21 protein-coding genes are annotated in these 25741 nt (G+C 64.8%); 14 read left to right on the forward strand and 7 right to left on the reverse strand.

Going from position 1 to position 25741, the window contains the following annotated elements:
- Positions 1 to 61: 61 nt before the first annotated feature.
- Genes ACODSZ_RS12810 through ACODSZ_RS12825 form a run of 4 tightly spaced genes read right to left on the reverse strand, consistent with a single transcriptional unit; the run spans position 62 to position 3616 of the window.
- Entirely contained in the window at positions 62 to 898 is an 837-nt protein-coding gene (locus tag ACODSZ_RS12810) for a GntR family transcriptional regulator (protein ID WP_488927728.1), read from the reverse strand.
- A 31-nt stretch (positions 899 to 929) separates the two neighbouring features.
- Entirely contained in the window at positions 930 to 2168 is a 1239-nt protein-coding gene (locus ACODSZ_RS12815) for an amidase (protein ID WP_175344624.1), read from the reverse strand.
- Positions 2169 to 2194: 26 nt separating this feature from the next.
- On the reverse strand, positions 2195 to 3163 hold the full coding sequence (locus ACODSZ_RS12820) for a polysaccharide deacetylase family protein (protein WP_008331774.1): 969 nt from the start codon (positions 3161 to 3163) through the stop codon (positions 2195 to 2197).
- A 9-nt stretch (positions 3164 to 3172) separates the two neighbouring features.
- Complete coding sequence (locus ACODSZ_RS12825; protein ID WP_050978124.1) at positions 3173 to 3616, reverse strand: hypothetical protein; 444 nt, start codon at positions 3614 to 3616, stop codon at positions 3173 to 3175.
- A gap of 211 nt (positions 3617 to 3827) precedes the next feature.
- On the opposite strand from ACODSZ_RS12825, the gene ACODSZ_RS12830 reads away from it, so the two are divergent.
- From ACODSZ_RS12830 to ACODSZ_RS12885, 12 genes are all read left to right on the forward strand, one after another.
- Entirely contained in the window at positions 3828 to 5012 is a 1185-nt protein-coding gene (locus ACODSZ_RS12830) for an ABC transporter substrate-binding protein (RefSeq protein WP_488927729.1), read from the forward strand.
- A 72-nt stretch (positions 5013 to 5084) separates the two neighbouring features.
- Positions 5085 to 5963 (forward strand): branched-chain amino acid ABC transporter permease, encoded by an 879-nt coding sequence (locus ACODSZ_RS12835; RefSeq protein WP_488927730.1) that lies wholly within the window; start codon positions 5085 to 5087, stop codon positions 5961 to 5963.
- Positions 5960 to 8539: a branched-chain amino acid ABC transporter ATP-binding protein/permease gene (locus tag ACODSZ_RS12840; protein WP_488927731.1), complete on the forward strand. Its 2580-nt coding sequence runs from the start codon at positions 5960 to 5962 to the stop codon at positions 8537 to 8539. Before ACODSZ_RS12835 ends, ACODSZ_RS12840 begins: the two co-directional genes overlap by 4 nt.
- 21 nt (positions 8540 to 8560) lie before the next feature.
- Positions 8561 to 8971, forward strand: coding sequence for an oxalurate catabolism protein HpxZ (gene hpxZ, locus ACODSZ_RS12845; RefSeq protein WP_175344621.1), 411 nt, complete (start codon positions 8561 to 8563; stop codon positions 8969 to 8971).
- Positions 8972 to 9042: 71 nt separating this feature from the next.
- Positions 9043 to 10626 carry a gamma-glutamyltransferase family protein gene (locus tag ACODSZ_RS12850; protein ID WP_008331756.1) on the forward strand — a complete coding sequence of 528 codons (1584 nt, stop codon included), beginning with the start codon at positions 9043 to 9045 and terminating at the stop codon, positions 10624 to 10626.
- A gap of 354 nt (positions 10627 to 10980) precedes the next feature.
- The gene (locus ACODSZ_RS12855; protein WP_488927732.1) at positions 10981 to 13131 is read left to right on the forward strand and encodes a diguanylate cyclase domain-containing protein; all 2151 of its coding nucleotides are present in this window, start codon (positions 10981 to 10983) and stop codon (positions 13129 to 13131) included.
- 331 nt (positions 13132 to 13462) lie between these two features.
- Positions 13463 to 13552 (forward strand): K(+)-transporting ATPase subunit F, encoded by a 90-nt coding sequence (gene kdpF / locus ACODSZ_RS12860; protein WP_034350945.1) that lies wholly within the window; start codon positions 13463 to 13465, stop codon positions 13550 to 13552.
- Position 13553: 1 nt separating this feature from the next.
- Positions 13554 to 15335, forward strand: a complete 1782-nt coding sequence (gene kdpA / locus ACODSZ_RS12865; protein ID WP_488927733.1) for a potassium-transporting ATPase subunit KdpA — start codon at positions 13554 to 13556, stop codon at positions 15333 to 15335.
- A 152-nt stretch (positions 15336 to 15487) separates the two neighbouring features.
- Positions 15488 to 17596 carry a potassium-transporting ATPase subunit KdpB gene (kdpB, locus tag ACODSZ_RS12870; RefSeq protein ID WP_488927798.1) on the forward strand — a complete coding sequence of 703 codons (2109 nt, stop codon included), beginning with the start codon at positions 15488 to 15490 and terminating at the stop codon, positions 17594 to 17596.
- 29 nt (positions 17597 to 17625) lie between these two features.
- Positions 17626 to 18237 (forward strand): potassium-transporting ATPase subunit KdpC, encoded by a 612-nt coding sequence (kdpC, locus tag ACODSZ_RS12875; protein ID WP_488927734.1) that lies wholly within the window; start codon positions 17626 to 17628, stop codon positions 18235 to 18237.
- Between the two features lie 91 nt (positions 18238 to 18328).
- A complete protein-coding gene (locus tag ACODSZ_RS12880; RefSeq protein WP_488927735.1) occupies positions 18329 to 21085 on the forward strand; it encodes a DUF4118 domain-containing protein in 2757 nt (918 codons plus the stop codon).
- Between the two features lie 9 nt (positions 21086 to 21094).
- Positions 21095 to 21805, forward strand: coding sequence for a response regulator (locus ACODSZ_RS12885; protein ID WP_008331741.1), 711 nt, complete (start codon positions 21095 to 21097; stop codon positions 21803 to 21805).
- An 18-nt stretch (positions 21806 to 21823) separates the two neighbouring features.
- Here ACODSZ_RS12885 and ACODSZ_RS12890 read toward each other — a convergent pair whose 3' ends face one another.
- Complete coding sequence (locus ACODSZ_RS12890) at positions 21824 to 22396, reverse strand: hypothetical protein (RefSeq protein ID WP_175344615.1); 573 nt, start codon at positions 22394 to 22396, stop codon at positions 21824 to 21826.
- A gap of 31 nt (positions 22397 to 22427) precedes the next feature.
- Between ACODSZ_RS12890 and ACODSZ_RS12895 the strand changes: the two genes are divergently transcribed.
- Entirely contained in the window at positions 22428 to 22673 is a 246-nt protein-coding gene (locus ACODSZ_RS12895) for a hypothetical protein (RefSeq protein ID WP_488927736.1), read from the forward strand.
- On the opposite strand, the gene ACODSZ_RS12900 is transcribed toward ACODSZ_RS12895, so the two are convergent.
- Together ACODSZ_RS12900 and ACODSZ_RS12905 are read right to left on the reverse strand one after the other, a co-directional pair.
- Entirely contained in the window at positions 22674 to 23468 is a 795-nt protein-coding gene (locus ACODSZ_RS12900) for an enoyl-CoA hydratase (protein WP_488927737.1), read from the reverse strand.
- A gap of 86 nt (positions 23469 to 23554) precedes the next feature.
- Positions 23555 to 24319 (reverse strand): GntR family transcriptional regulator, encoded by a 765-nt coding sequence (locus ACODSZ_RS12905; protein ID WP_008331734.1) that lies wholly within the window; start codon positions 24317 to 24319, stop codon positions 23555 to 23557.
- Between the two features lie 361 nt (positions 24320 to 24680).
- Between ACODSZ_RS12905 and ACODSZ_RS12910 the strand changes: the two genes are divergently transcribed.
- Positions 24681 to 25721 (forward strand): ABC transporter substrate-binding protein, encoded by a 1041-nt coding sequence (locus ACODSZ_RS12910; RefSeq protein ID WP_008331733.1) that lies wholly within the window; start codon positions 24681 to 24683, stop codon positions 25719 to 25721.
- Positions 25722 to 25741: the final 20 nt, after the last annotated feature.

Consider the following 25741-nt stretch of genomic DNA (forward strand, 5'->3'; position numbering starts at 1 on the left):
GGCGGCAGGGAGCGGTCCTGGCCGCCATTCTTTTACCTGCGCCGCCGGGCTGATGAAGCGCCTATTCCATTCCCAGCATGCGCGCCAGACTGTTGCCGCTCTTCTCGCTCACCAGATGGATGTGCTCCTCCAGCGAGAGCAGATGCACTTCCATCGCCGCCACCGCTCCTTCGGCATCACCGCGTTCGATCAGGTCGACGATATGGGTATGCTCGTCATGCTCGCAGGCAGCATATCCGGCCGGCTCGTGCAGGGCCACGATCAGTGAACAGCGTGATACCAGCTCGCCCAGATAACGCTGTAAGGTCGGATTGCGCGCCACCTCGGCCACCCGCATGTGGAAGGACGAGGCCAGACGTGCCCAGTGCGTCTGCGCATAGCTGTGCATGACCTGATGTTCTTCCTTGAGCTGGCGGCGCAACTTGGCCAGATCGGCGCGGGTTGCATTGCTGACGGCCAGCCGCATGATGGCGCCTTCCAGGGCGCGCCTGGCCTCGAAGATTTCGCGCGTCTCTTCCGGAGTGGGCATTGCCACCACGGCGCCGCGATTGGGTCGCAACTCGACGATGTGTTCATGCGCCAGTTTCTGCAAGGCCTTCTGTACCACCGTGCGGCCCACCCCGAACAGTTCGCACAGCGCCGCCTCCGGCAACTTGGTGCCGGGGGTGAGGCGCTGGCTCATCACGCTGTCGAACACGGTCTGGTAGATGCGCACGATGATGTCTTCGCCCGCTTCGCCCTCCAGCGCCAGCTGCGAGGTGTCGGCCAGATCGTCGTGCCGCACGCGCGGCCGGCCGGCACGGCTCTGGCGTGCCGGATCTGGCTTGGGGGCGTGTTCCTGGGGCTTGCCAGTGCGGGAAGACGGCCTGGAAGTCTTGCGGGGAGAAAGGTCGCTCATCGTCTCGTCGAATGGTGGATCTTGCCCGGTCTCAGTGCGCAGCCTGGAGATTGCGCCACAGGCGGGTCGCCAGCCCGATCAGGGCCAGGTCGCTGCCGGCCGGGCCGAGCAATGATACGCCGATCGGCAGCCCGGCGGGAGTGGTGAAGGGCATGCTCACCTGCGGCAGGCCCGCCAGTCCGGCCACGCAGGTCAGGCCGAAGGTGCGCGCACGCACCTCATCGATGGCGGCGGCCGAGGCATCGCGCAAGGGCGCTACGCTGGAGGCCGACGGCATCACGGCCACCCCGTCCGCCCCCAGCAGGGAGCGCACGCGATGCCGCACCAGGTCCTGTTTTTCGCGCGCTGCGCGGGCGGTGTCGGCGCTGATGTGCTGCGCCATGTCCCAGCGCGCCTGCACCGCCGACCCGAATACCGGACGCGCCGAGCTGATCCACGCGCCATGGCATTGCCAGGCATCGAAGGCGGAGGCCTTGATGTAGGCCATGCGCCATTTCTCCAGTTCGCCTTCCTCACCCGACATGCGCATGTGTTCTCCCGGCAGTTCCGAGCGCAGCGCGTCGTAGACCCGTTGCACCACCGGCTGGAACTCGGGCTCGGCCAGTTCCAGCAGATCGAAGGGCAGCAGGACCTTGCGCACTTGCAATGAACCGGTCTTGGGTAGCAGCACCTGCCCCACGCGCTCGAAGGTGTCGGGATCGTGGGCCAGCCAGGTCGCCGTATCGAAGCTGGGACACAGCGGTGCCATGCTGGCCGTGGAGAGCAGGCCGAAACTGGTACGCAGCCCCCACACGCCGCAATAGCTGGCCGGCACGCGGGTCGAGCCACCGGTGTCGGTGCCCAGCGCGAAGTCGCACAGGCGCGCGGCCACCGCCGCCGCCGATCCGCTGGAGGAGCCGCCCGGCACGCGATCGGGCGCGGCGCTGTTGACCGGGGTGCCGTAGTGGTGATTGTCGCCGTGGATGCTGTAGGCCAGCTCGTCGGTCAGGGTCTTGCCCACCAGCGTGGCACCGGCCTGCAGCAATTGCCCGACCAGCGCATTGCTGCGCGTGGGGATGGGGTGGCTGCGCAGCCAGTCGGGGTTGCCCGCCCCGGTCGGGTGGCCGGCCACGTCGAACAGGTCCTTGGCGGCAAAGCGCAATCCGGCCAGCGGTCCGCTGGCAGCACCGGCCAGGGTGAAGCGGCCATGCGGCACGAAGGCGGCCACGTGATCATCGATCTCGAAGGCGGTGGCGGTGGTAGTGCTGGTAAAGGCCTGGGCGGTACTCATTGATTCTCCTGATGCGTCATGCCAGCTCAGAACGGCTGGCGCAGTTGTTCGAGGCTGTCCACATGGTCGCAGATGGCGCCGGGCGTGGTGAACCAGATCTCGCCGCGATCGCGCGCCGCCGCCAGGTGTTGCAGGGCGCCGCGCAGATGGCGCAGGCGATAGGGCTGGCCCACCAGATAGGGATGCAGGGCAATGCCCATCACCAGCGGTTGGCGCAGGGCCTGCTCGCGCATCTCGTCGAAATTGTCCACGATCATCCGGGCAAAGTCGCGGCCATCCATCTGGCGCGCCACGATCATGGGAATGTCGTTCAATTCCTGCGGGTAGGGAATCGACCACAGGGTTTCGCCGGTGCGGGTGCGCATGTGCACCGGCTGGTCGTCATGTGCCCAGTTGAGGGTGTAGCGATAGCCGCTCTCCTGCAGCAGGTCGGGCGTGACCAGACTTTCCGAAATCCAGGGCGAGAGCCAGCCCGTGGGCAGTACCCCGCTCCCGGCCTGGATGCGGTCGCGGCAGTGGCGCAGCAGAGCGGCTTCGGCCGACTCGTCCAGCTTGCCCTGTTGATGCGCGTTGGTGTGGCCATGGCCGATCAGTTCGTCACCCCGCGCGGCGAAGGCTTCGACCAGTTCCGGGCAATGATCGTAGAGCGCAGTGTTGATGAGCACGCCGGCGGGCAAGCCGAGTTGCTCGAACAATTCCAGGCAGCGCCAGGCACCGACGCGGTTGCCGTATTCACGCCAGGCATAGTTGAGCACATCGGGCTCGGGGCACACCGGCCCCAGCTTGGCCCCCAGTCCTTCCCCGAAGGCGAAGTGCTCGATGTTGAAGCCCAGGTAGACCGCCAGCCTTGCACCATTGGGCCAGCAATAGTCGGGCCGGCGATGGATGGGCGAGTAGCCGAAGCGGCCATGTGCGCGCAGGGCGCCGAAGGGGGCGCATCCCTCGTCATGGCCTGCGGCCTGGCGCGCGTCGGGGGGCAGGATCGTCGCTTGCATGGGGCCTCCTTACAGCTCGGCCAAACCGGCGCGCACCAGCAGGCGTTCGGCACTGTCGTTCCAGACATCCATCTGCACGATGAGCCCATGGCGGACCACATAGCGGTCCACGTAGCGATTGCCTTCGAAGGCCTCGCCATCGGGCCACACGCCGTACAGCGTGCCACGGTTGTAGACGATGGCCTGTGCCACGGTGGCGCCGGCCACCACTTCGGTCCCCTCGAAACGCTTCTTGACCCAACCGTAGCGCGTGGCATTGAAGGCGGCGCATTGCGCCGGATCGATCATTTCCCGCCCGCCGGTAAAACGGATCTTCAGCTCCGGGGAGACAAAGCGGCGCGCGGCCACCGGGTCGGGAATCATCAGCACGCGCAGGTATTCGTCCACCAGGGCGGCCGGATCGTAGGGCAGGGCAGTGGCCTGCGGGGTGATTGATGATGGTGCGGCGTGCATCATTTTCTCCAGGTTATGCACAAGCATTGTGCATTTATTGATTGCAAGTTTGATTGATTGTCAGCGGCAATAAAGATTATTAAATGACGTCACTATTAGAGAGATATTGTCGGCAAAAATTAAGTCTTTCTGCTGCGCTTGGCATAGCCCTTGCATAAGTCATGCCGGGCAGAGTCACTCTCACTTACCGGAACCTTATGGAGGCAACACCATGATCCACCTTACCCGCCGCACCCTCGTCGCCGTCGCTGCCGCCACCCTGGCCGCCGCGTTGTCCCCCCTGGCCATGGCGGCCGAGCCCATCAAGATCGGTCTGGTCACCGCGCTGTCCGGCCAGTCGGCCCAGGCCGGCGAGGCGCTCACGCGCGGCATGAGCATCGCCATCGACGAGATCAATGCCAAGGGCGGCCTGCTCGGTGGGCGCAAGCTGGAACTGGTGCGCCGCGATGACGAGGGCAATCCGGCAAAGGGGGTGGTGGCCGCACGTGAACTGATCTTCAAGGACAAGGTGGCGGTGCTCTTCGGTGGCCTCGATACGCCGGTCTCGATGGCCATCGTGCCCATCATCAACCAGCAGAAAGTGCCCTTCGTCGGTCCCTGGGCGGCCGGCACCGGAGTGACCAAGAATGGCGCCAATCCCAACTATGCCTTCCGCGTCTCGGCAGTCGATGAGCTGGTGGACAAGGCCATGCTCAACTACGCGCAGAAGACCTTCAACAGCAGCAAGGCCGGCCTGATTCTGGTCAACAACCCGTGGGGCGAATCGAATGAAAAGGGCATCGTCGCCGCGCTCGCCGAGAAGGGTCTGAAGCCCGCCGGCATCGAGAAGTTCGAGGCCAGCGACGTGGACGTAGTACCGCAACTGAGCCGCTTGAAGGCCGCCGGTGCCGATACCCTGTATCTGGTGGGTAACGTCGGCCCCTCGGCCCAGGTGGTCAAGTCGCTCGACCGCATGGGCTGGAAGGTGCCGGTGGTCTCGCACTGGGGCCCGGCCGGTGGCCGCTTCACCGAACTGGCGGGACCGAACGCGAAGAACGTCCACTTCATCCAGACCTTCAGCTTCTTCGGCAAGCTCTCGCCGGTAGGCGAGAAGGTGGTGGCCGAGCTCAAGGCCAAATATCCCGCCATCAAGGGCCCGGACGATATCACCCCCGCCGTGGGCGTGGCCAATGCCTATGACGGCATGCAGCTGGCGGCGCTGGCCATTGCCAAGGCCGGGTCCACCGATGGGGACGCGATCCGCGAAGGTTTCTACAAGATCGACCGCTACGAGGGGCTGATCAAGACCTACGTCAAGCCTTTCAGTCCGACCGTGCATGACGCCCTGCAAGCCGATGATTACGTCTGGGCGCAGTTCATCGACAACCGCATCCTGCCGGTCGGCATGTCCCGGTAAACCCCTTGGTCAAGACAATGCGCCGCCGCTGCCCGCAGCTTTGCGCGGGTAGGGCGGCGCCAGGAGAACGCGATGCTGCTGTTGTCGGCACTGATCAGCGGATTCGGACTGGGCAGCATGTACGGTCTGATGGCGCTCGGTTTTTACATGACGTATGCCGTCTCCGGCACCGTCAATTTTGCGCAGGGCAGCTCCATGATGCTGGGTGCCGTGCTGTGCTTCACCTTCGCCCAGACGCTGGGCTGGCCGATGTGGCTGGCCATCGTGCTGGCGCTGGCCGCCTGCGCGCTCTACGGCATGCTGGTCGAGGTGCTGGCGGTACGTCCGTTTGCGCGCCAGGGATCGAATGCCTGGCTGATGTCGACGGTGGCCTTGGGCATCGTGCTGGACAACCTGGTCATGCACACGTTCGGCAAGGAGCCGCGCAGCCTGCCCTCGCCCCTGGCACAGTCCTCCATCGAGCTGGGCGGCATGGGCCTGGGCGTCTATCCGCTGCAGTTGCTGATCCCGCTCGTCGGCCTGGTCCTGGCCGCGCTGCTGCACACCATCTCGCGCCGTACGCGCTGGGGTACCGCCCTGCTGGCGGTGGTGCAGAACCGTGATGCAGCGCGGCTGATGGGCATCCCCATCACGCGCGCCATCGCGGCGGCCTTTGCGCTCTCGACCCTGCTGGCCGGGGTGGCGGGTGTGCTGATTGCCCCGCTCTTGAACGTCAATGCCGACATGGGCACGCTGTTCGGTCTCAAGGCGTTTGCCGTGGCCATCCTCGGTGGCATCACCAGCGCCTGGGGCGTGATGATCGCGGGCCTGCTGTTCGGTATGGCCGAAGCGCTCATCACGGCCACGCTCGGTTCCGGTTACACCCAGATCATCACCTTCGCCCTGGTGATTGCGGTGCTGGCCATTCGTCCCAATGGCCTGTTCGGCCGCGCACAGGTGAAAAAGGTATGAATCGTTTACCCCATTCCATCGCCCGCAGTCTGGAAGTGGCAGCACGGCCTGCGGCGGCGCCTGCGTCGGGTCGCATCAAGCTCGGGCTGGGCACACCGGCTGCCCTGGCGTTTTCTGCACTGGGCCTGATCGCCGCCATCACCCTGGCCCTGTCGATCAACAGCTATTACGTCTTCGTGCTGGCCGGCATCGCCCTGGTGGCCATCGTCGGCATCGGGCTCAATGTGCTCATCGGCCTGACCGGCCAGGTCTCCTTCGGTCACGTCGGTTTCTATGCGGTGGGCGCCTATACCGTCGCCATTCTCACCACCAAGGCCGGGCTCTCGTTCTGGCTGGCCTGGCCGCTGGCCGCGGTGGTCGCCGGTGCGCTGGGCGTGTTGCTGGCCTTGCCCGCGCTGCGGGTGAAGGGGCCGTATCTGGCGATGATCACGATCGCCTTCAGCTTCATCATCCAGCACGCCATCATCGAACTGCGCGACCTCACCGGCGGCCAGAACGGCATCATGGGCCTGAGCGCACCAGCCTTCCTGGGTTTGCAGGCCGAGCGTGCAATTGCGGTGCTGGGGCTGGTGACGGCTGCGGTGGTACTGGCCGCCTACTGCTGGCTCTCGCGCGGCAGCTGGGGCGCGGCCATGCGTGCGGTGCGCGACAGCGAGACCGCGGCCGAATCCATCGGTCTCAATCCGCTGGTCATCAAGACCGTCGCCTTTGCCTTGTCGGCGGCGCTGGCGGGGTTGGCGGGCGGTCTGTTCGCACCGCTGTCCACCTTCGTCACGCCCGATACGTTCAGCTTCATGCAGTCCATTCTCTTCGTGCTGGTGGTGGTACTGGGGGGCTCGGGGTCCATCCTTGGCCCCGTGATCGGTGCGGTCATCGTGGGTGCCTTGCCAGAACTGCTCTCCAGCCTGGAAGACTATCGTTTGCTGTTCTTCGGTGCCTTGCTGCTGCTGGTGCTGTGGGTCGCCCCGGATGGCGTGACCGGCCTGCTGGGCAAGCTGGCGGCGCGCTTGCGCAAGCCGGTGGTTTGCGCTCGCGATGCGGTGCTGGCGGACGACGGGGCGGAAGTGGCGTTGCCGGTCCGCGCGCGCCGCACCCTAGCAGCCGATGGCCTGACGATGGTCTTCGGGGGCGTGCGTGCGGTCAGCGATCTGGGCTTTGAGGTCCCCGGTGGCGCGGTCACCAGCCTGATCGGACCGAATGGCGCGGGCAAGACTACGGCCCTGAACATGCTCTCCGGCTTCTATCGTCCCAGTGCCGGTCAGTTCACGCTGGGCCAGATCGCCCTGGCGGGATTGCCGGCCTTCCGCATTGCGCGTCACGGCGTGGCCCGTACCTACCAGACGTCGCAATTGTTCGGCAGTCTTGCCGTGGCCGATAACGTGGCCCTGGCGTGTGGCCGTGGTCGCCTCGGCGGGCTGCTGTCGGCGCGGGGGTTCATTTCGGGTGAAGTGCGTGCACGCTGCCGTGAACTGCTGGATTTTTGCGGCTATCGCGGTGCGCTCGATATCCCCAGTGCCGACCTGGCACACGTCGATCGTCGCCTGGTGGAAATCGCCCGCGCGCTGGCGACCGATCCCGATGTGCTGCTGCTCGATGAACCGGCCGCCGGTCTCTCGCGCGAAGACAAGACCATGCTGGCGCAACTGCTGACGAAGATCGCAGAAGCCGGCATCAGCGTGGTAGTGGTCGAGCATGACATGGAACTGGTGATGCAGATCTCGCGCCGCATCGTCGTGCTCGATGCGGGCCAGCGCCTGGCCATCGGGACAGCGCAGGAAGTACAGAACGATCCGGCGGTGCGCAAGGCCTATCTGGGCGACGGCACGCAGCAGGCGGTGGCAGCCGTGCGCGCAGCGATGAGCGGTGCGGATGAATTGCTGGGCGTGGGTGAACTGGTCACCGGCTATGGCGCCGAACCGGTCCTGCATGGCATCAACCTGCAGGTGCGCCAGGGCGAGATGATTGCGCTGCTGGGCGCCAATGGCGCGGGCAAGTCCACGCTCATGCGTTCATTGGCCGGCCTGCACCGGCCGGTACAGGGGGGCATCCACGCAGGTGGCGTGAGCCTCATGGATCTGCGCGCCGAACAGATCGTGCGGCAGGGCGTGGTACTGGTGCCGGAAGGGCGGCAGGTGTTTCCGGAACTGTCGGTGCTGGACAATATCCGTCTGGGTGCCTTCCTCTATCCCCAGGATGTGGAGGCGCGCGTGCAAGAGATGCTGGGCCGCTTCCCGCGCTTGCGTGAGCGCCTGCATCACCGCGCCGGTCTGCTCTCCGGTGGCGAGCAGCAGATGCTGGCCATTGCGCGCGGTCTGATGTCGCGGCCGCGCGTGCTGCTGCTCGATGAGCCCTCCCTGGGTCTGGCGCCCAAGGTGATCGCCGAATTGTTTGCGGCGCTGGATCAGCTGCGTCGCGAGAACATGACCATCGTGCTGGTCGATCAGATGGCTGCGCTGGCCTTGTCCCTGGCCGATCGTGCCTACGTCATCGAAGGCGGCCGCGTGGTGGCGCAAGGGACCGCCGCCGAGATCGCCGCCAATGATGCGCTGGCCAGGGCCTATCTCGGCGCGCACTGACTTGCTGCAAGGAACGAACACATGGAATCAACCCAGCCCTACGAGATCAACCTGCCCGACGTAATGGCCGAAGTGCGTCACGCCTTCGAACGTTACGAAGTGGCCCTGACCACCAACCAGATCGAGGTACTCGATGAATTGTTTCTCGAGGGGCCGCACACGGTGCGTTACGGCGCCACCGAGAACCTGGTCGGCACCGAAGCCATCCGCGCCTTCCGTCAGGGCCGTTCACCGAAGAGTCTGATGCGCAGCCTGCGCGCCACCGTCATCACCACCTATGGCCGCGACTATGCGGTGGCCGATACCGAATTCACCCGCGAGGGCGAAGTGCGCATCGGACGCCAGAGTCATACCTGGCTGCGTTGCCCGCAAGGCTGGCGCATCGTGGCCGCGCATGTCTCATGGATGGATGCCGCCAAGACGGTCCCCTGAAAGCTTTGCCGTCCGCGGGTATGATCCTCGCAGCAGTTTTCCCTACTCGACAAGAACATCAGGAGTCAGCCATGTTGTACAGCAAGACCTGTCTGGGCGGAATGGTCACCGCTCCCCATCACCTGGCCGCACAAGCCGGTGCGCAGATCCTGCGCGAGGGTGGCAACGCCGTCGAAGCCATGGTCGCGGCAGCGGCCACCATCGCGGTGGTGTACCCGCACATGAACGGTATAGGTGGCGATGGCTTCTGGGTCATCAGCGAACCGGGGCAGGAGCCGATAGCCATTCGCGCCTGCGGCCCCTCGGCGGCGCTGGCGACCAAGGACTTCTACGCCGCACATGGGCACAGTGCCATGCCCACACGCGGCCCGCATGCGGCGCTGACCGTGGCCGGTGCCGTGGGCGGCTGGTCGGCGGCACTGGAGCATGCCCGCCGTTTCGGCCGCGCCCTGCCGTTGCCGGTGCTGCTGGCCGATGCCATCCGCCATGCGAAGAACGGCGTGCCCATCACCCGCTCCCAACACGAGCTGACCCGCGACAAGTGGGATGAGCTCAAGGACCAGCCCGGCTTCGCCGCCACCTATGCCGCTGACGGCATCGCCGCGCAGGGCAAGGTGCTGAAACAGTCAGCCCTGGCGGACAGCCTCTCGCGCCTGGCCGAGGCCGGTCTCGATGATTTCTATCGCGGCGACCTGGCGCAACGCCTTGCTGCGGGCCTGGAAGCGGCCGGCAGCCCATTGCGTCGCAGTGACCTGGAGGCCTTCCGCGCGCAGGTGGTACAGCCGCTGATGGTGCAATTGACGTCAGGCCGCGTCTACAACCTGCCACCGCCGACACAGGGTGTCTCGGCGCTGATGATCATCGGTCTGTTCGACCGTCTCGGTATCAAGGAGGCCGACGGCTTCGAGCACATCCACGCACTGGTGGAAGCCACCAAGCGCGCCTTCATCCTGCGCAACCAGCACGTGACCGACCCCGCCCACATGAGCGTGGACGCCGCGCACTGGCTGCTGGCCGAGGCGCTGGACCAGGAAGCCAGGCACATTGACATGCAGCATGCCGCCCCCTGGCCCCATCCGGCCAAGCCGGGCGACACCATCTGGATGGGTGCGGCCGATGCCCAGGGCCGCGTAGTGAGCTACATCCAGAGCATCTTCTGGGAATTCGGCAGTGGCGTGGTGGTGCCCGACACCGGCATCGTCTGGCAGAACCGAGGCGCCAGCTTCACGCTGGACGACGGCGCCAACCAGCTGCAACCGGGCAAGCTCCCCTTCCATACACTGAACCCTTCGCTGGCACGTCTGAATGACGGGCGCACTCTGGCCTACGGCACCATGGGCGGGGAAGGGCAGCCGCAGACGCAGGCGGCGGTATTCACCCGCCACGTGCTGTTCGGCCAGAACCTGCAGGCGGCGGTCAGCGCACCGCGCTGGCTGTTGGGGCGCACCTGGGGCGATGTCTCCACCAACCTGAAGGTGGAGGGCCGGGTACCGGCCGCCACCATCGAGGCCTTGCGTCGGGCCGGCCATGAGGTCCAGGTGGTGGAGGATTACACCGACATGATGGGCCACGCAGGAGCGGTCTGCGTCCATCCGGACGGGGTCATCGAGGGCGCTACCGATCCGCGTGCCGACGGAGTCTGTGCCGGCGTCTGAAAACGCCGCACCCGCGCCAACGAACCCACGCACTGGCATCCACACTCCCGCAGGCGGCCTTTGTCCGCCTGCGCGGCCACACTGGCGGAGGGTGAAGATTCTCACCAAGACTCGCCCGCCGTTGTCTTTTTGCATTTCCCGTAGTGCAGGAATTGACGCTTATTGCGCTCTTTTGCCGCCTTTGTCTCCGCTTTGACTCGCGAGAATTGGTGATTTTTTTGTCGTGGAAAAAAATTCTCGAAGTTTTTCGGGAAATGCGATGAAAAACCATAGTTGTTCTGGCAAGATGCCATAAACCTATGCGGTTCACAGGGGAGCCGTCATGTATCAAGCCGCGTCGCCATTTTGTCTGAATTGAACAAGAATAAAGCCCCATCTCCGCCGAATCTGTCGTCGCTGATTACGCTGGGGGTGGTCATCACCGTGCTCATCACGACCGTGTCGGTACTGATTCTGGTGGATCAGTTCACCCGCGGCTATGCGCGTTCGGAAAGCGAAACGCGCATGAAGCAGCTGGCCTGGCAGATGCGCGATGCGCTCGAACGTGGCATGCGCGAGCGCGAGGTCGATCTGCGCCTGCTGGTGCAGCGGCCTTCGGTGCGCGCCGGGCAGGACCTGCCGCGTATCCGCCGGGTCTTCAATGAACTGCAGGCCAATGTCCCGCACTACGCGTGGATCGGCCTGGCACGCCCCGACGGTACCGTGGCGGTCGCCAGCAATGGCCTGCTGGAAGGGGCCAGCGTGGCCGAGCGGCCTTGGTTCAAGGAGGGCATCAACGGGGAATATGCGGCCGACTTCCATCCCGCCGTGCTGCTGGCGCAAAAGCTGCCGCCGCAATCCGATCCTTGGCGCTTCGTCGATCTGTCGGCGCCGGTTCATGACGTCGACGGACATTTACTGGGCGTGGTGGGTATGCACCTGTCTTGGTCATGGGCACGCGACATCGCTGCCAAGCTGCTGGATCCGACCGTCAATCGTTACGACGTCGAGGTCATCCTGGTACGCGATGACGGCACCGTCATCCTCGGTCCCAAGGGCATGGAAGAGCGCAAGGTCGACACCCCCAGTTGGCGCGCCGCACAGGCCGGTCAGGAGGGCGGTTCGCTGCTGGAAACCTGGCCCGATGGCCGCCGCTATGTCAGCGGCTACGCCCGCACTGGCCGCAACGATGGCATGAAGCTGCAATGGAGCGTGATCGTACGCCAGCCCGAGACCGTGGCGCTGCATGCCTTCCGTGATCTGGAGCAGCGGGTGATCCTGGTCGGTGCCCTCTCTGGGGCGGTACTGGTGATCCTGGCCTTCATCCTCACGCGTCGCCTGGTCGCCCCCATCAATGCCCTCTCGGCGGCGCTGGAGCAGCGCGCCGCAGGTCGTCCGGACGTTGCCATCCCGCAGGTCAACAGCTATCGCGAGATCCAGTTGCTGTCTTCGACCCTGGTCAACATGGTCGAGCGAGAAGAAGCCTATCTGCGCGAAGTGCGTTCGCTCAACGAAAGCCTGGAGCAGCGCGTAGCCGAACGCACCAGCCGCCTGCATGAAACCGCCAGTGCCCTGCAGCAGGCGCTGGACCAGCAGCAGGCCAACCAGATCCAGCTCGAAGAAAGTGCCGCCGAGTTGCGCGCCATCCTCGAAAACGCCCAGGATGCCTTCATCGCCGCCGACGAACAGGGCCGCGTGGTCGAGTGGAACCGCCAGGCCGAACTGCTCCTGGGCTGGCCGCGTGACCAGGCCATGGGGCGCGACATGGCCGAACTCATCATCCCGCCGGACATGCGTGCGGCCCATAACCGCGGCATGGCGCAGTTCCTCGAGGATGGCACCAGCGTGGTCATCAACAACCGCATCGAGCTGCAGGCCCTGCATCATGATGGCCATGAACTGCCCATCGAGATCACGGTCGGGCATGTCAAGCGTCAGAGCGGTCATCTGTTCATCGCCTTCCTGCATGACATTACCGAGCGCCTGGCCTTCCGCGACCAGATGCGCGAACTGGCCCTCACCGATGTGCTGACCAGCCTGCCCAACCGCCGCGCCTTCAGCGACCGCCTGCCCGAAGGCATGATGCGCGCGCGTCGTGCCGACCAGTTGCTGGCGCTGTTCTTCATGGACATCGATGGCTTCAAGGGCGTCAACGACCGTTACGGCCACGAGGCCGGCGACGAGCTGCTGGTGGAGTTCGCCCGTCGTCTGCAACGCTCGGTGCGCGATGTCGACACCGTGGCGCGCCTGGCCGGCGATGAATTCGTGGTGATCCTGGAAAACCTGCAGACCCAGGAAGATGCGGTCATGGTGGCTGAGAAGATCCTCCACACCATCCGCGAACCCTTCCAGCTGACGCACTCCACCGTCAACATCTCCAGCAGCATCGGCGTGGCCGTCTATCAGCCCAACCTGGATGGCGAAGTCGGCCCTGAAGAGTTGCTGGCCATGGCCGACAAGGCCATGTATGCGGCCAAGCGCCTGGGCAAGAACCGCGTCGAACTGGGGCGCGTCGGCGACGTCTGATCCGCCGGGCGGTAGCTCGCCCGTCCCTTGTTTTCCTTCCTTTTCCTTCCCTTTGCCTCCCGCGTTCGTCCCTGCTGGCGATACGTTTCGTCTCATTTACGGTTTGTTTACGCTCCTGCGCAAAACATTTACCGGGATTTGATGCTGCTTTCCCTATCGTTCGACTGTCTCGCTTTCCGCCCCGGGAAGCGAGCGCGACAACGTCAACAATGGAGCGGGAAATGTGGCAAACGGATTTTCTCTACATAGGCATGCTGGCCGTCTGCGGCCTTTCGATGTGGGCGTTCATCGCCCTGTGCAGCCGTCTGGAACGGCAGGAAGGCGAGAAGAAATGAACCTCATGACACTGCTGGGTCTGGTGGTGGCCATCGCCCTCCTGCTGTACCTGGTCTATGCCCTCATCAAGCCGGAGGATTTCTGACATGGACAGCAACAATTTTCTCCAGCTCGCCCTTTATCTGGTCATCCTGCTGGTCCTTTCCCTGCCGCTGGGCTGGTACATGGCCCGCGTGATGGAAGGCAAGTCCCGTGTGAACCGCCTTTTCGGCGGCATCGAGCGTATCTTCTATCGACTGTGCGGTATCAGCCGTGACCACGAGATGGACTGGAAGCAGTACGCCATCGCCGTCGTGCTGTTCAATGTCATCGGTGCCGTGGTGGTCTACCTGCTGCAGCGCGCGCAGCAATGGCTGCCGCTGAACCCGGCCGCACTGCTCAACGTCAGCCCGGATTCGTCCTTCAACACGGCGCTGAGCTTTGTCACCAATACCAACTGGCAGGGCTATGCGGGTGAAGCCACCATGAGCTACCTGACCCAGATGGCGGCCCTGGCGGTGCAGAACTTCTTGTCGGCGGCTACCGGCATCGCCATTGCCTTTGCGCTCATTCGCGGCTTTGCCCGTCACGGCAGCAAGAGCATCGGCAACTTCTGGGTCGACATGACCCGCAGCACGCTCTACGTGCTGCTGCCGCTGTCGGTGGTGTTCGCGCTGGTATTGGTGCAACAGGGCAGCATCCAGAACTTCCGTGCCTATCAGGAAGTGAAGACCCTGGAAGTGACCCACTACACCATCCCCAAGCTGGATGCTGCCGGACAGCCGTTGAAGGATGCCAAGGGCGAACCCGTGACCGAAGCGCAAAGCACCGACAGGCAGACCCTGCCCATGGGCCCGGTGGCCTCGCAGGAAGCCATCAAGATGATCGGCACCAACGGCGGCGGTTTCTTCAACGCCAATTCGTCCCATCCGTACGAGAATCCGACGCCGCTCTCCAACTTCCTGCAGATGCTGGCCATCCTCATCATCCCGGCTGCGCTGTGCACCAGCTTTGGCGTGCTGGTCGGCGATCGTCGTCAGGGCTGGGCCATTCTCGCCGCCATGACGCTGTTGTTCGTGGTGATGACGCTGGTGCTGATGTACTCGGAATCGCAAGCCAACCCGATGCTGGCGTCGCTGCACGCTTCCGGGCCGGGCATGATGGAGGGCAAGGAAACCCGCTTCGGCATTCCGGCCTCGGCGCTGTTCGCCTCCATCACCACGGCGGCTTCCTGCGGTGCGGTCAATGCCATGCACGATTCGCTCTCGCCCTTGGGGGGACTGGTACCAATGCTGCAGATGCAGTTGGGTGAAGTAGTGTTTGGCGGGGTCGGCTCGGGCCTGTACGGCATGCTCATCTTTGCGGTGCTGGCAGTGTTCATCGCCGGCCTCATGATCGGGCGTACGCCGGAATATCTGGGCAAGAAGATCGGCGTGTTCGACATGAAGATGATGTCCATCGCCATCCTCATGACGCCGGCCCTGGTGCTGATCTTCACCGCCCTCTCGGTGATGGTGGACGCGGGCCTGGCCGGTATTGCCAACCCCGGCGTGCACGGCTTCTCGGAAATCCTCTACGCCTTCAGCTCGGCGGCCAACAACAACGGCAGCGCCTTCGCCGGGCTCTCGGCCAATACACCGTACTACAACATCACCACCGGCCTGTGCGCCTGGTTGGGTCGCTTCGGCATCATCGTGCCGGTGCTGGCCATGGCCGGTTCGCTGGCCGGCAAGAAGCGCTTGGCAGCCACCTCCGGCACCCTGCCCACGCATGGTCCGCTGTTCGTGGCGCTGCTCATCGGTGCCGTGATCCTGGTGGGGGCCCTGACCTATGTACCGGCGCTGGCGCTGGGACCGGTGGTCGAGCACCTGCAGATGATGGCGATGTAAATGATTTGGATGGATGGCGCCGGGCATTGCGCCCGGCGGAGCAACCCGCAACGGATACCCTTATGACTACCCCTTCGAGCAATACTCCGGCCGGCAGCACCCAAGTCGCGCCGACCGATGCCACCGTCAGCGCTGCGCAGACCACGCGCTGGATGTTCGATCCCAAGATCGTCAAGCCGGCCCTGGCCGACTCCTTCCGCAAGCTCTCGCCGCGCGTGCAATGGCGCAATCCGGTGATGTTCGTGGTTTATCTCGGCAGCATTCTGACCACGCTGCTGTTCATCCAGGCCGTTACTGGCCGGGGTGATGCGCCGGCCGGTTTCATCCTCGCCATCGCCGCCTGGTTGTGGTTCACGGTGCTCTTCGCCAACTTCGCCGAGGCCCTGGCCGAAGGTCGCAGCAAGGCCCAGGCTGCGGCCCTGCGCGGTGTCAAGAAAAGCGTGCTGGCCAAGAAGTTGCGCAGTGCCGATTACACTCGTGGCATGGCGGTGGCCGACGCTGCACGCCAATGCGAAGTAGTGGAAGGTGGCAGTCTGCGCAAGGGTGATCTGGTGCTCATCGAAGCGGGCGATACGGTACCGGCCGATGGCGATGTCATCGAAGGCGTGGCCACCGTCGACGAGAGCGCCATCACCGGCGAATCCGCCCCCGTGATCCGTGAGTCCGGCGGCGACTTTTCGGCGGTGACCGGTGGCACGCGCGTGCTGTCGGACTGGATCGTGGTGCGTGTCTCGGTCAATCCCGGCGAAGCCTTCCTCGACCGCATGATTGCCATGGTCGAGGGCGCACGCCGCCAGAAGACCCCCAACGAGCTGGCGCTGACCCTGTTGCTGGTGGCGCTGACGCTGGTGTTCCTGCTGGTGACGGTGACCCTGCTGCCGTTCTCGATCTTCTCGGTCACTGCCGCCGGTGCCGGTGCACCGGTCTCGGTGACGGCCTTGATCGCCCTGCTGGTGTGCCTGATCCCGACCACCATCGGCGGCCTGCTCTCGGCCATCGGCGTGGCCGGCATGAGCCGCATGATGCAGGCCAACGTCATCGCCACCTCGGGCCGCGCCGTGGAAGCGGCCGGCGACGTCGACGTGCTGCTGCTGGACAAGACCGGCACCATCACCCTGGGCAACCGTCAGGCCGCCAACTTCATGCCGGCTCCGGGCGTCACCGAGCACGAGCTGGCCGACGTTGCACAACTGGCCTCGCTGGCCGATGAAACCCCGGAAGGCCGCAGCATCGTGGTACTGGCCAAGAACCGCTTCAACCTGCGTGAGCGCGAGATGGCCAAGCTGGGTGCGCAGTTCATCGCCTTCTCGGCCCAGACGCGCGTCTCCGGTATCGACATCGGCAATCGTCGCATTCGCAAGGGCGCAGCCGACGCCATCCGCAAGCTGGTGCGCGCGGCTGACCAGCGCCTGCCGGCCCAGGTGGAAAGCGACGTCGAAGCCATCGCCCGCCGTGGCGGTACGCCGCTGGTGGTCATCGAATGGAGCAACGAGGCCGCTGTCATTCAGCAGGGCGCACCGATCCGCATCTTGGGTACGGTGGAATTGAAGGACATCGTCAAGGGCGGCATCAAGGAACGCTTTGGCGAACTGCGTCGCATGGGTATCAAGACCGTGATGATCACCGGTGACAACCGCCTGACCGCAGCGGCGATTGCTGCCGAAGCGGGCGTCGACGACTTCCTCGCCGAAGCCACGCCGGAACAGAAACTGGCCCTGATCCGCCAGCACCAGGCCGAAGGCAAGCTGGTGGCCATGACCGGTGACGGCACCAACGATGCCCCGGCCCTGGCCCAGGCCGATGTGGCCGTGGCCATGAACAGCGGCACGCAGGCCGCCAAGGAAGCCGGCAACATGGTCGACCTCGATTCCAATCCGACCAAGCTGATCGAGATCGTCGAGATCGGCAAGCAGATGCTGATGACGCGCGGCAGTCTCACCACCTTCAGCATCGCCAATGACGTGGCCAAGTACTTTGCCATCATCCCGGCCATGTTCGTGGCCAGCTATCCGCAGCTGGGCGCGCTCAACGTGATGCGGCTGACCAGTCCCGACTCGGCCATCATGTCGGCGGTGATCTTCAATGCCCTGGTGATTGTCGCCCTGATCCCGCTGGCCCTGCGCGGGGTGGGCTATCGCGCCCTGGGCGCCGCCGTGCTCCTGCGCCGCAATCTCTTGATCTACGGCCTGGGCGGGCTGGTGGTGCCGTTCGTGGGCATCAAGCTGATCGACCTGCTGTTGACGGCCTTCGGCCTGGTCTGAACCTGATTTCGATTTTCAAGGAAAGTCACATGAAAACCTCGACTCCCCATCCTTTGCGTCCGGCCATCACCCTCTTCATCCTCCTGGGCGTGCTGCTGGGTGGCCTCTATCCCTTGCTGGTGACGGGCCTGGCGCAAGCCTTCTTTCCGCATCAGGCCAATGGCAGCCTGATCCAACGGCAAGACCAGCTAGTCGGCTCGGAACTGATCGGCCAGAACTTCACCAGCCCGGCTTATTTCTGGGGGCGCCCCTCGGCCACCGGCACCTTCCCCAACAATGGCATGGCCTCCGGCGGCAGCAATCTCGGTCCCACCAACCCGGCCTTGAAGCAAGCCGCAGAAGACCGCGCCAGGGCCTTGCAGGAGGCTGATCCGGGCAACAAGAGCCCCATCCCGATGGACCTGCTGACTGCTTCGGCCAGCGGCCTGGATCCCCACATCAGTCCGGCGGCTGCCCAGTACCAGGCCGGCCGCGTGGCGCGTGCACGTGGCATCACGGTGGAGCAGGTGCGGGCGCTGATCCGCGCCAACAGCCAGACGCCGCAATGGGGCCTGTTCGGCGAGCCGCGCGTCAATGTGCTCAAGCTCAATCTGGCGCTGGATGCGGCCGCACCCCTGCCCAAGGTGGACGCGGCCAGGTAAGTCCGGCCGCGCTTGCCGGGTGGCCGGTGGCATGCGTTGTGCGTGCCACCGGCTTTTTGCCACTACAATGCTCCATCCCTGACCGCCCGACATGAACACCCGCCCCGATCCCGACGACCTGCTCGAACGCGTGATGCGCGACGAAGAACGCCAGGCGCGCGGCCGCCTGAAGATTTTCTTCGGTTTCTCGGCCGGCGTTGGCAAGACCTTCGCCATGCTGGAAGCCGCCCAGGCACTGGCCGCGCAAGGCACGGACGTGATCGCCGGCGTAGTCGAGACCCATGGTCGTGCGGAAACCGAGGCGCAACTGGCCGGGATCACCCGACTGCCGATGCGCAGGCTGCCTTACCGGGATCGCCAGCTGCCCGAGTTTGATCTGGATGCCGCCCTGGAACGCCATCCCGGCGTGATCCTGGTCGACGAGCTGGCGCACTCCAACGTGCCCGGTTCGCGCCATGCCAAGCGCTGGCAGGACATCGATGAACTGCTGCGCGCCGGCATCGACGTCTACACCACCCTAAACGTGCAGCACATCGAAAGCCTCAACGACGTGGTCGGCCAGATCACCGGCATCCGCGTCTTCGAGACCGTGCCCGATCACGTCTTCGATGAAGCCGACGATGTCATGCTGGTCGATATCCCGCCCGATGAATTGCTGGCCCGCCTGCAACAGGGCAAGGTCTACCTGCCGCAGCAGGCCGAGAAGGCCGGGCGCCATTTCTTCCGCAAGGGCAACCTGATCGCCTTGCGCGAGATCGCTCTGCGCCGCACCGCCGACCGGGTCGATGCCGACATGCGCCAGTATCGCGCCGACCGGTCCATCGCCCAGCTGTGGCAGGCGCGCGAGCGCATCGTGGTGGCCGTGGGCAGCGGTGTCGGCGAGGAACGTCTGATCCGCGAAGCGGCTCGTCTGGCGGCCAAACTGCAGGCCCAATGGCTGGCCGTGCATGTGGATCTGCCAGGTCAGCATCAGGCCATGGAGGCGCGCGAGCGCGTAGTGGCCTACCTGAAGCTGGCCCAATCGCTGGGGGCCGAAACGGCCAGCATCAGCGGTGAGGAATTGTCCGCTGCGCTGCTGCAATTCGCGCGCAGCCGCAATGCCGGCAAGCTGGTGATCGGACAGGAAGCGGGCGGCTTGCGCCAGTTGCTGCGCTGGCCGCGCGGTACCCTGGCCCAGCGCATCGCCCGCAGCGGTGGCGAGATCGACCTCTACACCATCGCCCGCAGCCGTACCCGCGTACAGCAGGAGCGACCCGCCGACGACAGTGCCGCCAGTGCCGCCGAGGCCCTGCTCATGCGGCGTCGTCATGCACGCGGCACGCTCTGGGCGGTGGCCAGCTGCGTGGCCACCACCACGCTGGCCTTCGTACTCGATGGCAAGCTGCATCCGGCCAATGTCATCATGCTTTACCTGGTAGGCGTGATGCTGGTGGCGATGCGCCATGGCCGTGGTGCATCGATACTGGTGTCAGTGCTGTCGGTGCTGTCCTTCGATTTCTTCTTCGTCGATCCGCGCTTCTCCATCACGGTCTCCGATGCGCAGTACCTGCTGACGCTGGCGGTGATGCTGGCGGTGTCGCTGTTCATCAGCTCGCTCACCGCGCGCCTGCGCCGGCAGGCCAGCGTGGCCATGCAGCGCGAGGGGCGGGCCGCCAATCTCTACATGCTGGGCAAGGAATTGTCGGCCCTGCTCACGCTGGACCAGATCCTGGAAATCGGCCGCCGTCACCTGGCCGCCGTGTTCGGTGCGCGCATCGCCTTCTTCCTGCCCGACAGCGCCGACCAGTTGCGCCTGGCCGAACCCGAGCAGGACGGTGGCGGCGGGCATGTCTTGAAGAACGTCGATGCCGGCGTGGCTCAGTGGGTCTATGACAATGGCCAGGCCGCCGGCAAGGGCACGGCCACCTTGCCCTCGGCGGCGGCACTGTACCTGCCGCTGACGGCCACCATGCGTACGCGCGGGGTGCTGGCCTTTGCCATCGAGGCCGCCAGTCAGGAAGAGCAGCAACTCGCCACCGCCCAGCTGGCCCTGCCGGAGAATCGCCAGATGCTGGAGATCTTCTGCTCGCAGATCGCCATGGCCATCGAGCGTTTGCACTATGCCGAGGTGGCCCAGGATGCGGTAGTGACAATGGAGTCCGAACGCTTGCGCAATTCATTGCTCTCGGCGATTTCGCATGATCTGCGTACGCCGCTGACCTCGCTGGTCGGCAGCGCCGATGTCCTGGCCGCCAACGACCGGCTGGACGACGATGCCCGGGCTATGGCCCGCACCATCAGCGAACAGTCGCAGAAAATGGTCGGACTGATGAACAACCTGCTGGACATGGCGCGCCTGCAGGCGGGCGTGGTGACGCTCAATCGTCAGTGGAATGCGCTGGAGGAACTGACCGGCTCGGCGCTGCGCCTGCTGGCCAAGGCGCTGGAAGGCCGACCGGTGGACACGCGCATCGCCCCCGATCTGCCGCTGTTGCGGGTCGATGCGGTGCTGCTGGAGCGGGTGCTGGCCAATCTGGTGGAAAACGCCATCAAGTATTCGCCCGCCGGCAGCCCCGTCACCATCAGTGCACACGTGGAAGACAGCGATGGCCAGCCGCAGGTCAAGGTCTGCGTGAGCGATCAGGGGCGCGGCTTCCCGCCCGCCATGACACAGCACGCCTTTGAAAAATTCACGCGCGGCGACAATGAGTCCAGCACCCCTGGTGTCGGCCTGGGCCTGGCCATCTGCCGCGCCATCATCGAGGCGCATCAGGGGCGCATCTGGATTGCGCCGCAGGAAGCCGGGCAGGGCGCCACCGTCTGCTTCATGCTGCCGGTGGAGACCCAGCCAGCTTTGCCCGAGGAATAAGGACACTCCATGCAAGAACACGCAGGCAACATCGTCTTCATCGAAGATGATCCGCATATCCGCAAGCTGGTCAGGAGTGCGCTCGAACAGGAGGGCTTCATCGTCCACGAAGCCAAGAGCGCGCGCGAAGGCGTCACCGAAGCCGGCACCCGCAAGCCCGACCTGATCATCCTCGACCTCGGCCTGCCCGATGGCGATGGCAAGCAGGTCGTCAGCGAGATCCGCAACTGGAGCAGCGTGCCCATCGTGATCCTCTCGGCGCGCACCCAGGAATCGGAAAAAGTGGAAGCCCTCGACGCCGGTGCCGACGACTATCTCGTCAAGCCCTTCGGCATGCCCGAGCTGCTGGCCCGCATGCGCGCGCAGTTGCGTCGCCACGCGCGCGCTTCAGGCGCTGGCCAGTCCAGTGGCCGCTACCGGCTGGGTGAGGTGATGGTGGACTTGCCGGCCCGCAGCGTGACGCGCAATGGCGAGGCGCTGCATCTGACGCAGATCGAATACCGCCTGCTGTCTACGCTCCTGCGCGACGCCGGACGGGTCATCACGCACCGCCAATTGCTGGTGGCCGGTTGGGGACCTTCGCATGCGGAAGATGGTCATTACCTGCGCATCTACATGCAGCGCCTGCGCCAGAAGCTGGAGCAGGATGCAGCCCAGCCGGTGCACATCCTCACCGAGATCGGCGTGGGTTACCGGCTGGCCGACGTGGTAGCCGAATGAGCGGCCATCGCTGACGGATCAGGGCCAGTTCAGCAGCGGCAGCGCCAGACCGACCATCCCGATGCAGCCCAGGTTGAGCAGCAGGCGGTGGCGCTTGAGCACGAAGGAAAGCAGCCAGGCCCCGGCCACGAAGACGATGAAATTGGCCAGGTATTGCTTGCCGGCCGCAGTGACTTCCAGGTCCGGTGCATCGGCCAGTCCCGAGAACTTCCAGGCGCAGGCCAGCGCAGCCAGCACCGCGCAGTTGAAGTAGGTATTGACGGTTGGGAAGCTTTCTTCCAGATGATCGGAGATGTCCACGCTCTCGCATCGACCGTCACGGTACAGTGCATCCAGCCAGTGGCGCTCACCACGCCAGCGGTACAGCGTGGTGCCATCCTCGCGCGCCTGCTGAGCGTGGGGCGGGCCCAGGCGCGCGTTCATGAAGTCCGGCGCCGTGTTGCGCCATTCTGCGGTCCGGGCGGCGCGGAAGCCTTGCTCCAGTGTGCGCGCCTTGCGTCGCCGGCCCAGTTGCTTCAGAGCCAGCTGGGCCAGGGCCAGGGAATTGAACAGGTAGATCCATTGCAGGATGGTGGCGTAATCGGCTTGCATGGGCAGCTCGGCGTGAAGGGCAGGAGTGAGGATGCCGCATCTTGCCGTCAGCCTGACCGATTGTCCAGCCCGACTGGGGCTTGAGTCAGGGACTGCCCGAGGGTGGCTCCAGGACGATATGAACCTGGGGCCTGTTGATGAAATGGGTTCTAACTTTTCTTTATTGTTTGGCGTGGCCGATTTTTCCCTGCATATGGCCCCACAGTGTTTTCTTTGCGTCTGCAACCATCTGATCCCGGACGATACAGCCCGTCTCTGGTATCTGATGAAAACCTGATCAATCCCCCCGTCCGGGCCAGCTGGGCGCACGCTTCTCCAGAAACGCCTGTATCCCCTCCATCGCCTCGGCATCCATGATGTTGCAGGCCATCACCTCGGCAGCATGGGCATACGCATCCGGCAGCGCCATCATCTGCTGGCGATACACCATGGCCTTGCCGCGCGCAATCGAGACGGCAGGCTTGCTGCAGATCTCGCGAGCCAGCGCCTCGGTGGCGGCGTCGAGCTCATCGGCCCGCACCACTTGATTGATGAGCCCCCACTGCTCTGCTGTGGTCGCATCGATGAACCTGCCGGTAACAAGCATCTCGAAAGCCCGCTTGATCGGCAGGTTGCGCGTCAAGGCCACCGCCGGGGTGGAACAGAAGAGGCCCACATTGATGCCCGATACCGCAAAGCGCGCCTGGTCGGACGCCACCGCCAGGTCACAGCTGGCCACCAGCTGGCAGCCGGCGGCCGTGGCCAGCCCCTGCACCTTGGCGATGACCGGGACCGGCAACGCCCGCAGGGACTGCATCAGACGGCTGCAGCGGTCAAACAATTGCCGGTAGCAAGCCTGCTCGGGGGTGGCGCGCATTTCGCGCAGGTCGTGGCCGGCGCAGAAGGCGCGGCCCTGGGCAGCCAGAATCACGCAGCGTACCTGCGTATCTTGCGCCAGCGCATCGAGCTGCGCCTGCAAGGCCGCCAGCATGGCGTCGGAGAGAGCATTGAATTGTGCCGGCCGGTTCAGGGTGAGCGTGGTGATGCCGTGCTGGTCGTGGCGCAGCAGCAGGTCCTGGCTTGTCTCTTGCATGGTGTGGTCTCCGAATGGGGGCGCCCGTGTCATGTCATCGCCGGGCCTCCCGGAAGACTACCTCAAGCGCTGCTTCGATGCAGCCCCTACACCATGCCCAGCAGCGCCTCCAGGTCTTCGTCCTCACCCTGGGGGGCGGACATGTCGAGCACGCTCTCGATGTGGTGCAGGTGCGCCAGCATGGTGGCCACCGCCTTTTCCGTGCGACCGGCGGAGATGGCGTCGATGATGTCGCCGTGGTCATCATGGGTGCAGGCAGGCACGGTCGGGGAGTCGTACAGCACGATGATGAGGCAGGTCAGCGAGGCCAGCTCACGCATCATCTTGCTCATCACCGGGTTGTCCACCATGTCGGCAATACGGATGTGGAATTCCCCCGAGAGCCGGATGATGGCGCGCCGGTCGTTGCTGGCGCGCGCCTGCGCTTCCTCGGCCACATGCGCACGCAACAGCGCGATGTGCTCGGGCCGGGTGTGCTCGCACAGGTGGCGTAGCAGGGCAGGCTCCAGCATGCGGCGCGCGGCGAAGATGTTGCGGGCTTCCTCCGGCGTCGGGCTGGCGACGAAGGCGCCACGGTTGGGAATGGTCGTGATCAGGCCCTCATGCGCCAGCCGCGCCAGCACCTCGCGCACCCGCGTGCGGTTCACGCCGAAGATGCCGGCCAGCTTCTCCTCCACCAGCTTGGTGCCGGGCGTGAGACGGTGTTCCATGATGGCGCCGACGATGCGTTCATAGATGGCATCACCGGCCAGCGGTCGCACGCTCAAGGCCTGACCCGGGAGCGGGCTGGTGTCCGGATGCTCGTGCTTGCCGGGTTTCTTGCGGGGGCTGCTGGCGGGAGTCGGGCGCATGTTCTCTCATGGGATGACTGGGATTTGCCCGCCATGATAGCGGAAAATTGTGGGAATTGATTGTCACAAAATAATAAAATTAGGCGTACAAAAATGACTATGAAATGTTGCACTTTGGTGGGGCGTTTTTCTTGTCGTGATGGTGCAATCGGCTTCCTTTGGTGCGCCCGTCGGGATTGTCGGTCGGCAATGCAGAGTGGAAAGACATTCCGATAAGGCCGCTACAAAGGCTCTTCAAGAAGAATTCTCGCCGTCTGCGAGCGCGCTTTTCGGGCTGGCACAGGCTTTGCATAAACGGTGGCAATAGAAAATCAAATTGTCACAAAATAGCCTGTTTCGATTGTCCACCTGGGAGAAAACCATGCAACAGCAAGTCCGCAAGTCCCCCTCCGGCCTGTTCTTCAAGGCTGCCGCCCTGGCCACCCTGCTGGCCTGCAGTGCTCTGGGTGCCGGTTCGGCCATGGCCCAGGCCAAGCCCAAGATCAAGCTGGCCTATGCCAAGTGTGCGCACTGCATGTCCATGGCCATGGTGCCGGCGCTGGCGCAGAACGTGGACATCGAGGGCATCAACTTCACCGCCGGCAGCGATGCCCTCACGGCCTTGGTCTCCAAGAGCGTGGACATCGCCCAGGTGACTTACCTGGCCTATGTCAGCGGTCTGGACAAGGGCTTCGACCTGGTGGCGGTGTCGGGCCAGGTCAATGGTGGCTCGGAGATGCTGGTGGGCAAGGACAGCACGCTGGCCTCGGATGACTGGGCCGGTCTCAAGAAGCTGATTGCGCAATACAAGGCCGAGGGCAAGCCCTTCCGCATCGCAGCCTCGCGCGGCAATGCCCAGGACCTGCACATGCGGGGCGAACTGGCCGGCCATGGCATCGATCCCTCCAAGGACGTCCAGTTCGTCAACATCCCCAACCCGTCCGACCACGCCGCCGCACTCGCGCGCGGCGAGGTCGAGCTGATCTGCTCGGTCGAGCCCTTCGCTTCGCAGATCCGCATGACCGGGGTTGGCAAGCATTTTGCCTATCCCTATGACCAGGCGGCCGGGCGACTGACCAACCTGATCGTCACGCGTTCGGATGTCATCAAGGAGCATCCGGCCGAGGTCAAGGAGACCGTGGCGGCGGTGGTCAGGCTGGTCGACGGGCTGCAGAAGGACAAGCAGGGCTGGATCAACAGCATCGTCAAGGGCACCGGGCTGGATGCCAAGATCGCCACCGAGGCGCTCAAGAACGCCTATCCCGACTATCGCATGTACCGCACCCAGACCAAGGCCATCGCCGTGATGATGAAGGACCTGCGATACGTCTCCAGCGATGTCTCTGCCCTGGCCGAGAAGAACATGGACTACAGCTTCCTGATGAGCGTGACCGGCAAGCCCAAGACCGAACTCGGTTATTGATCCACGATCTGGCCCCAAAG

This window comes from Herbaspirillum sp. FG34 (assembly GCF_057809315.1).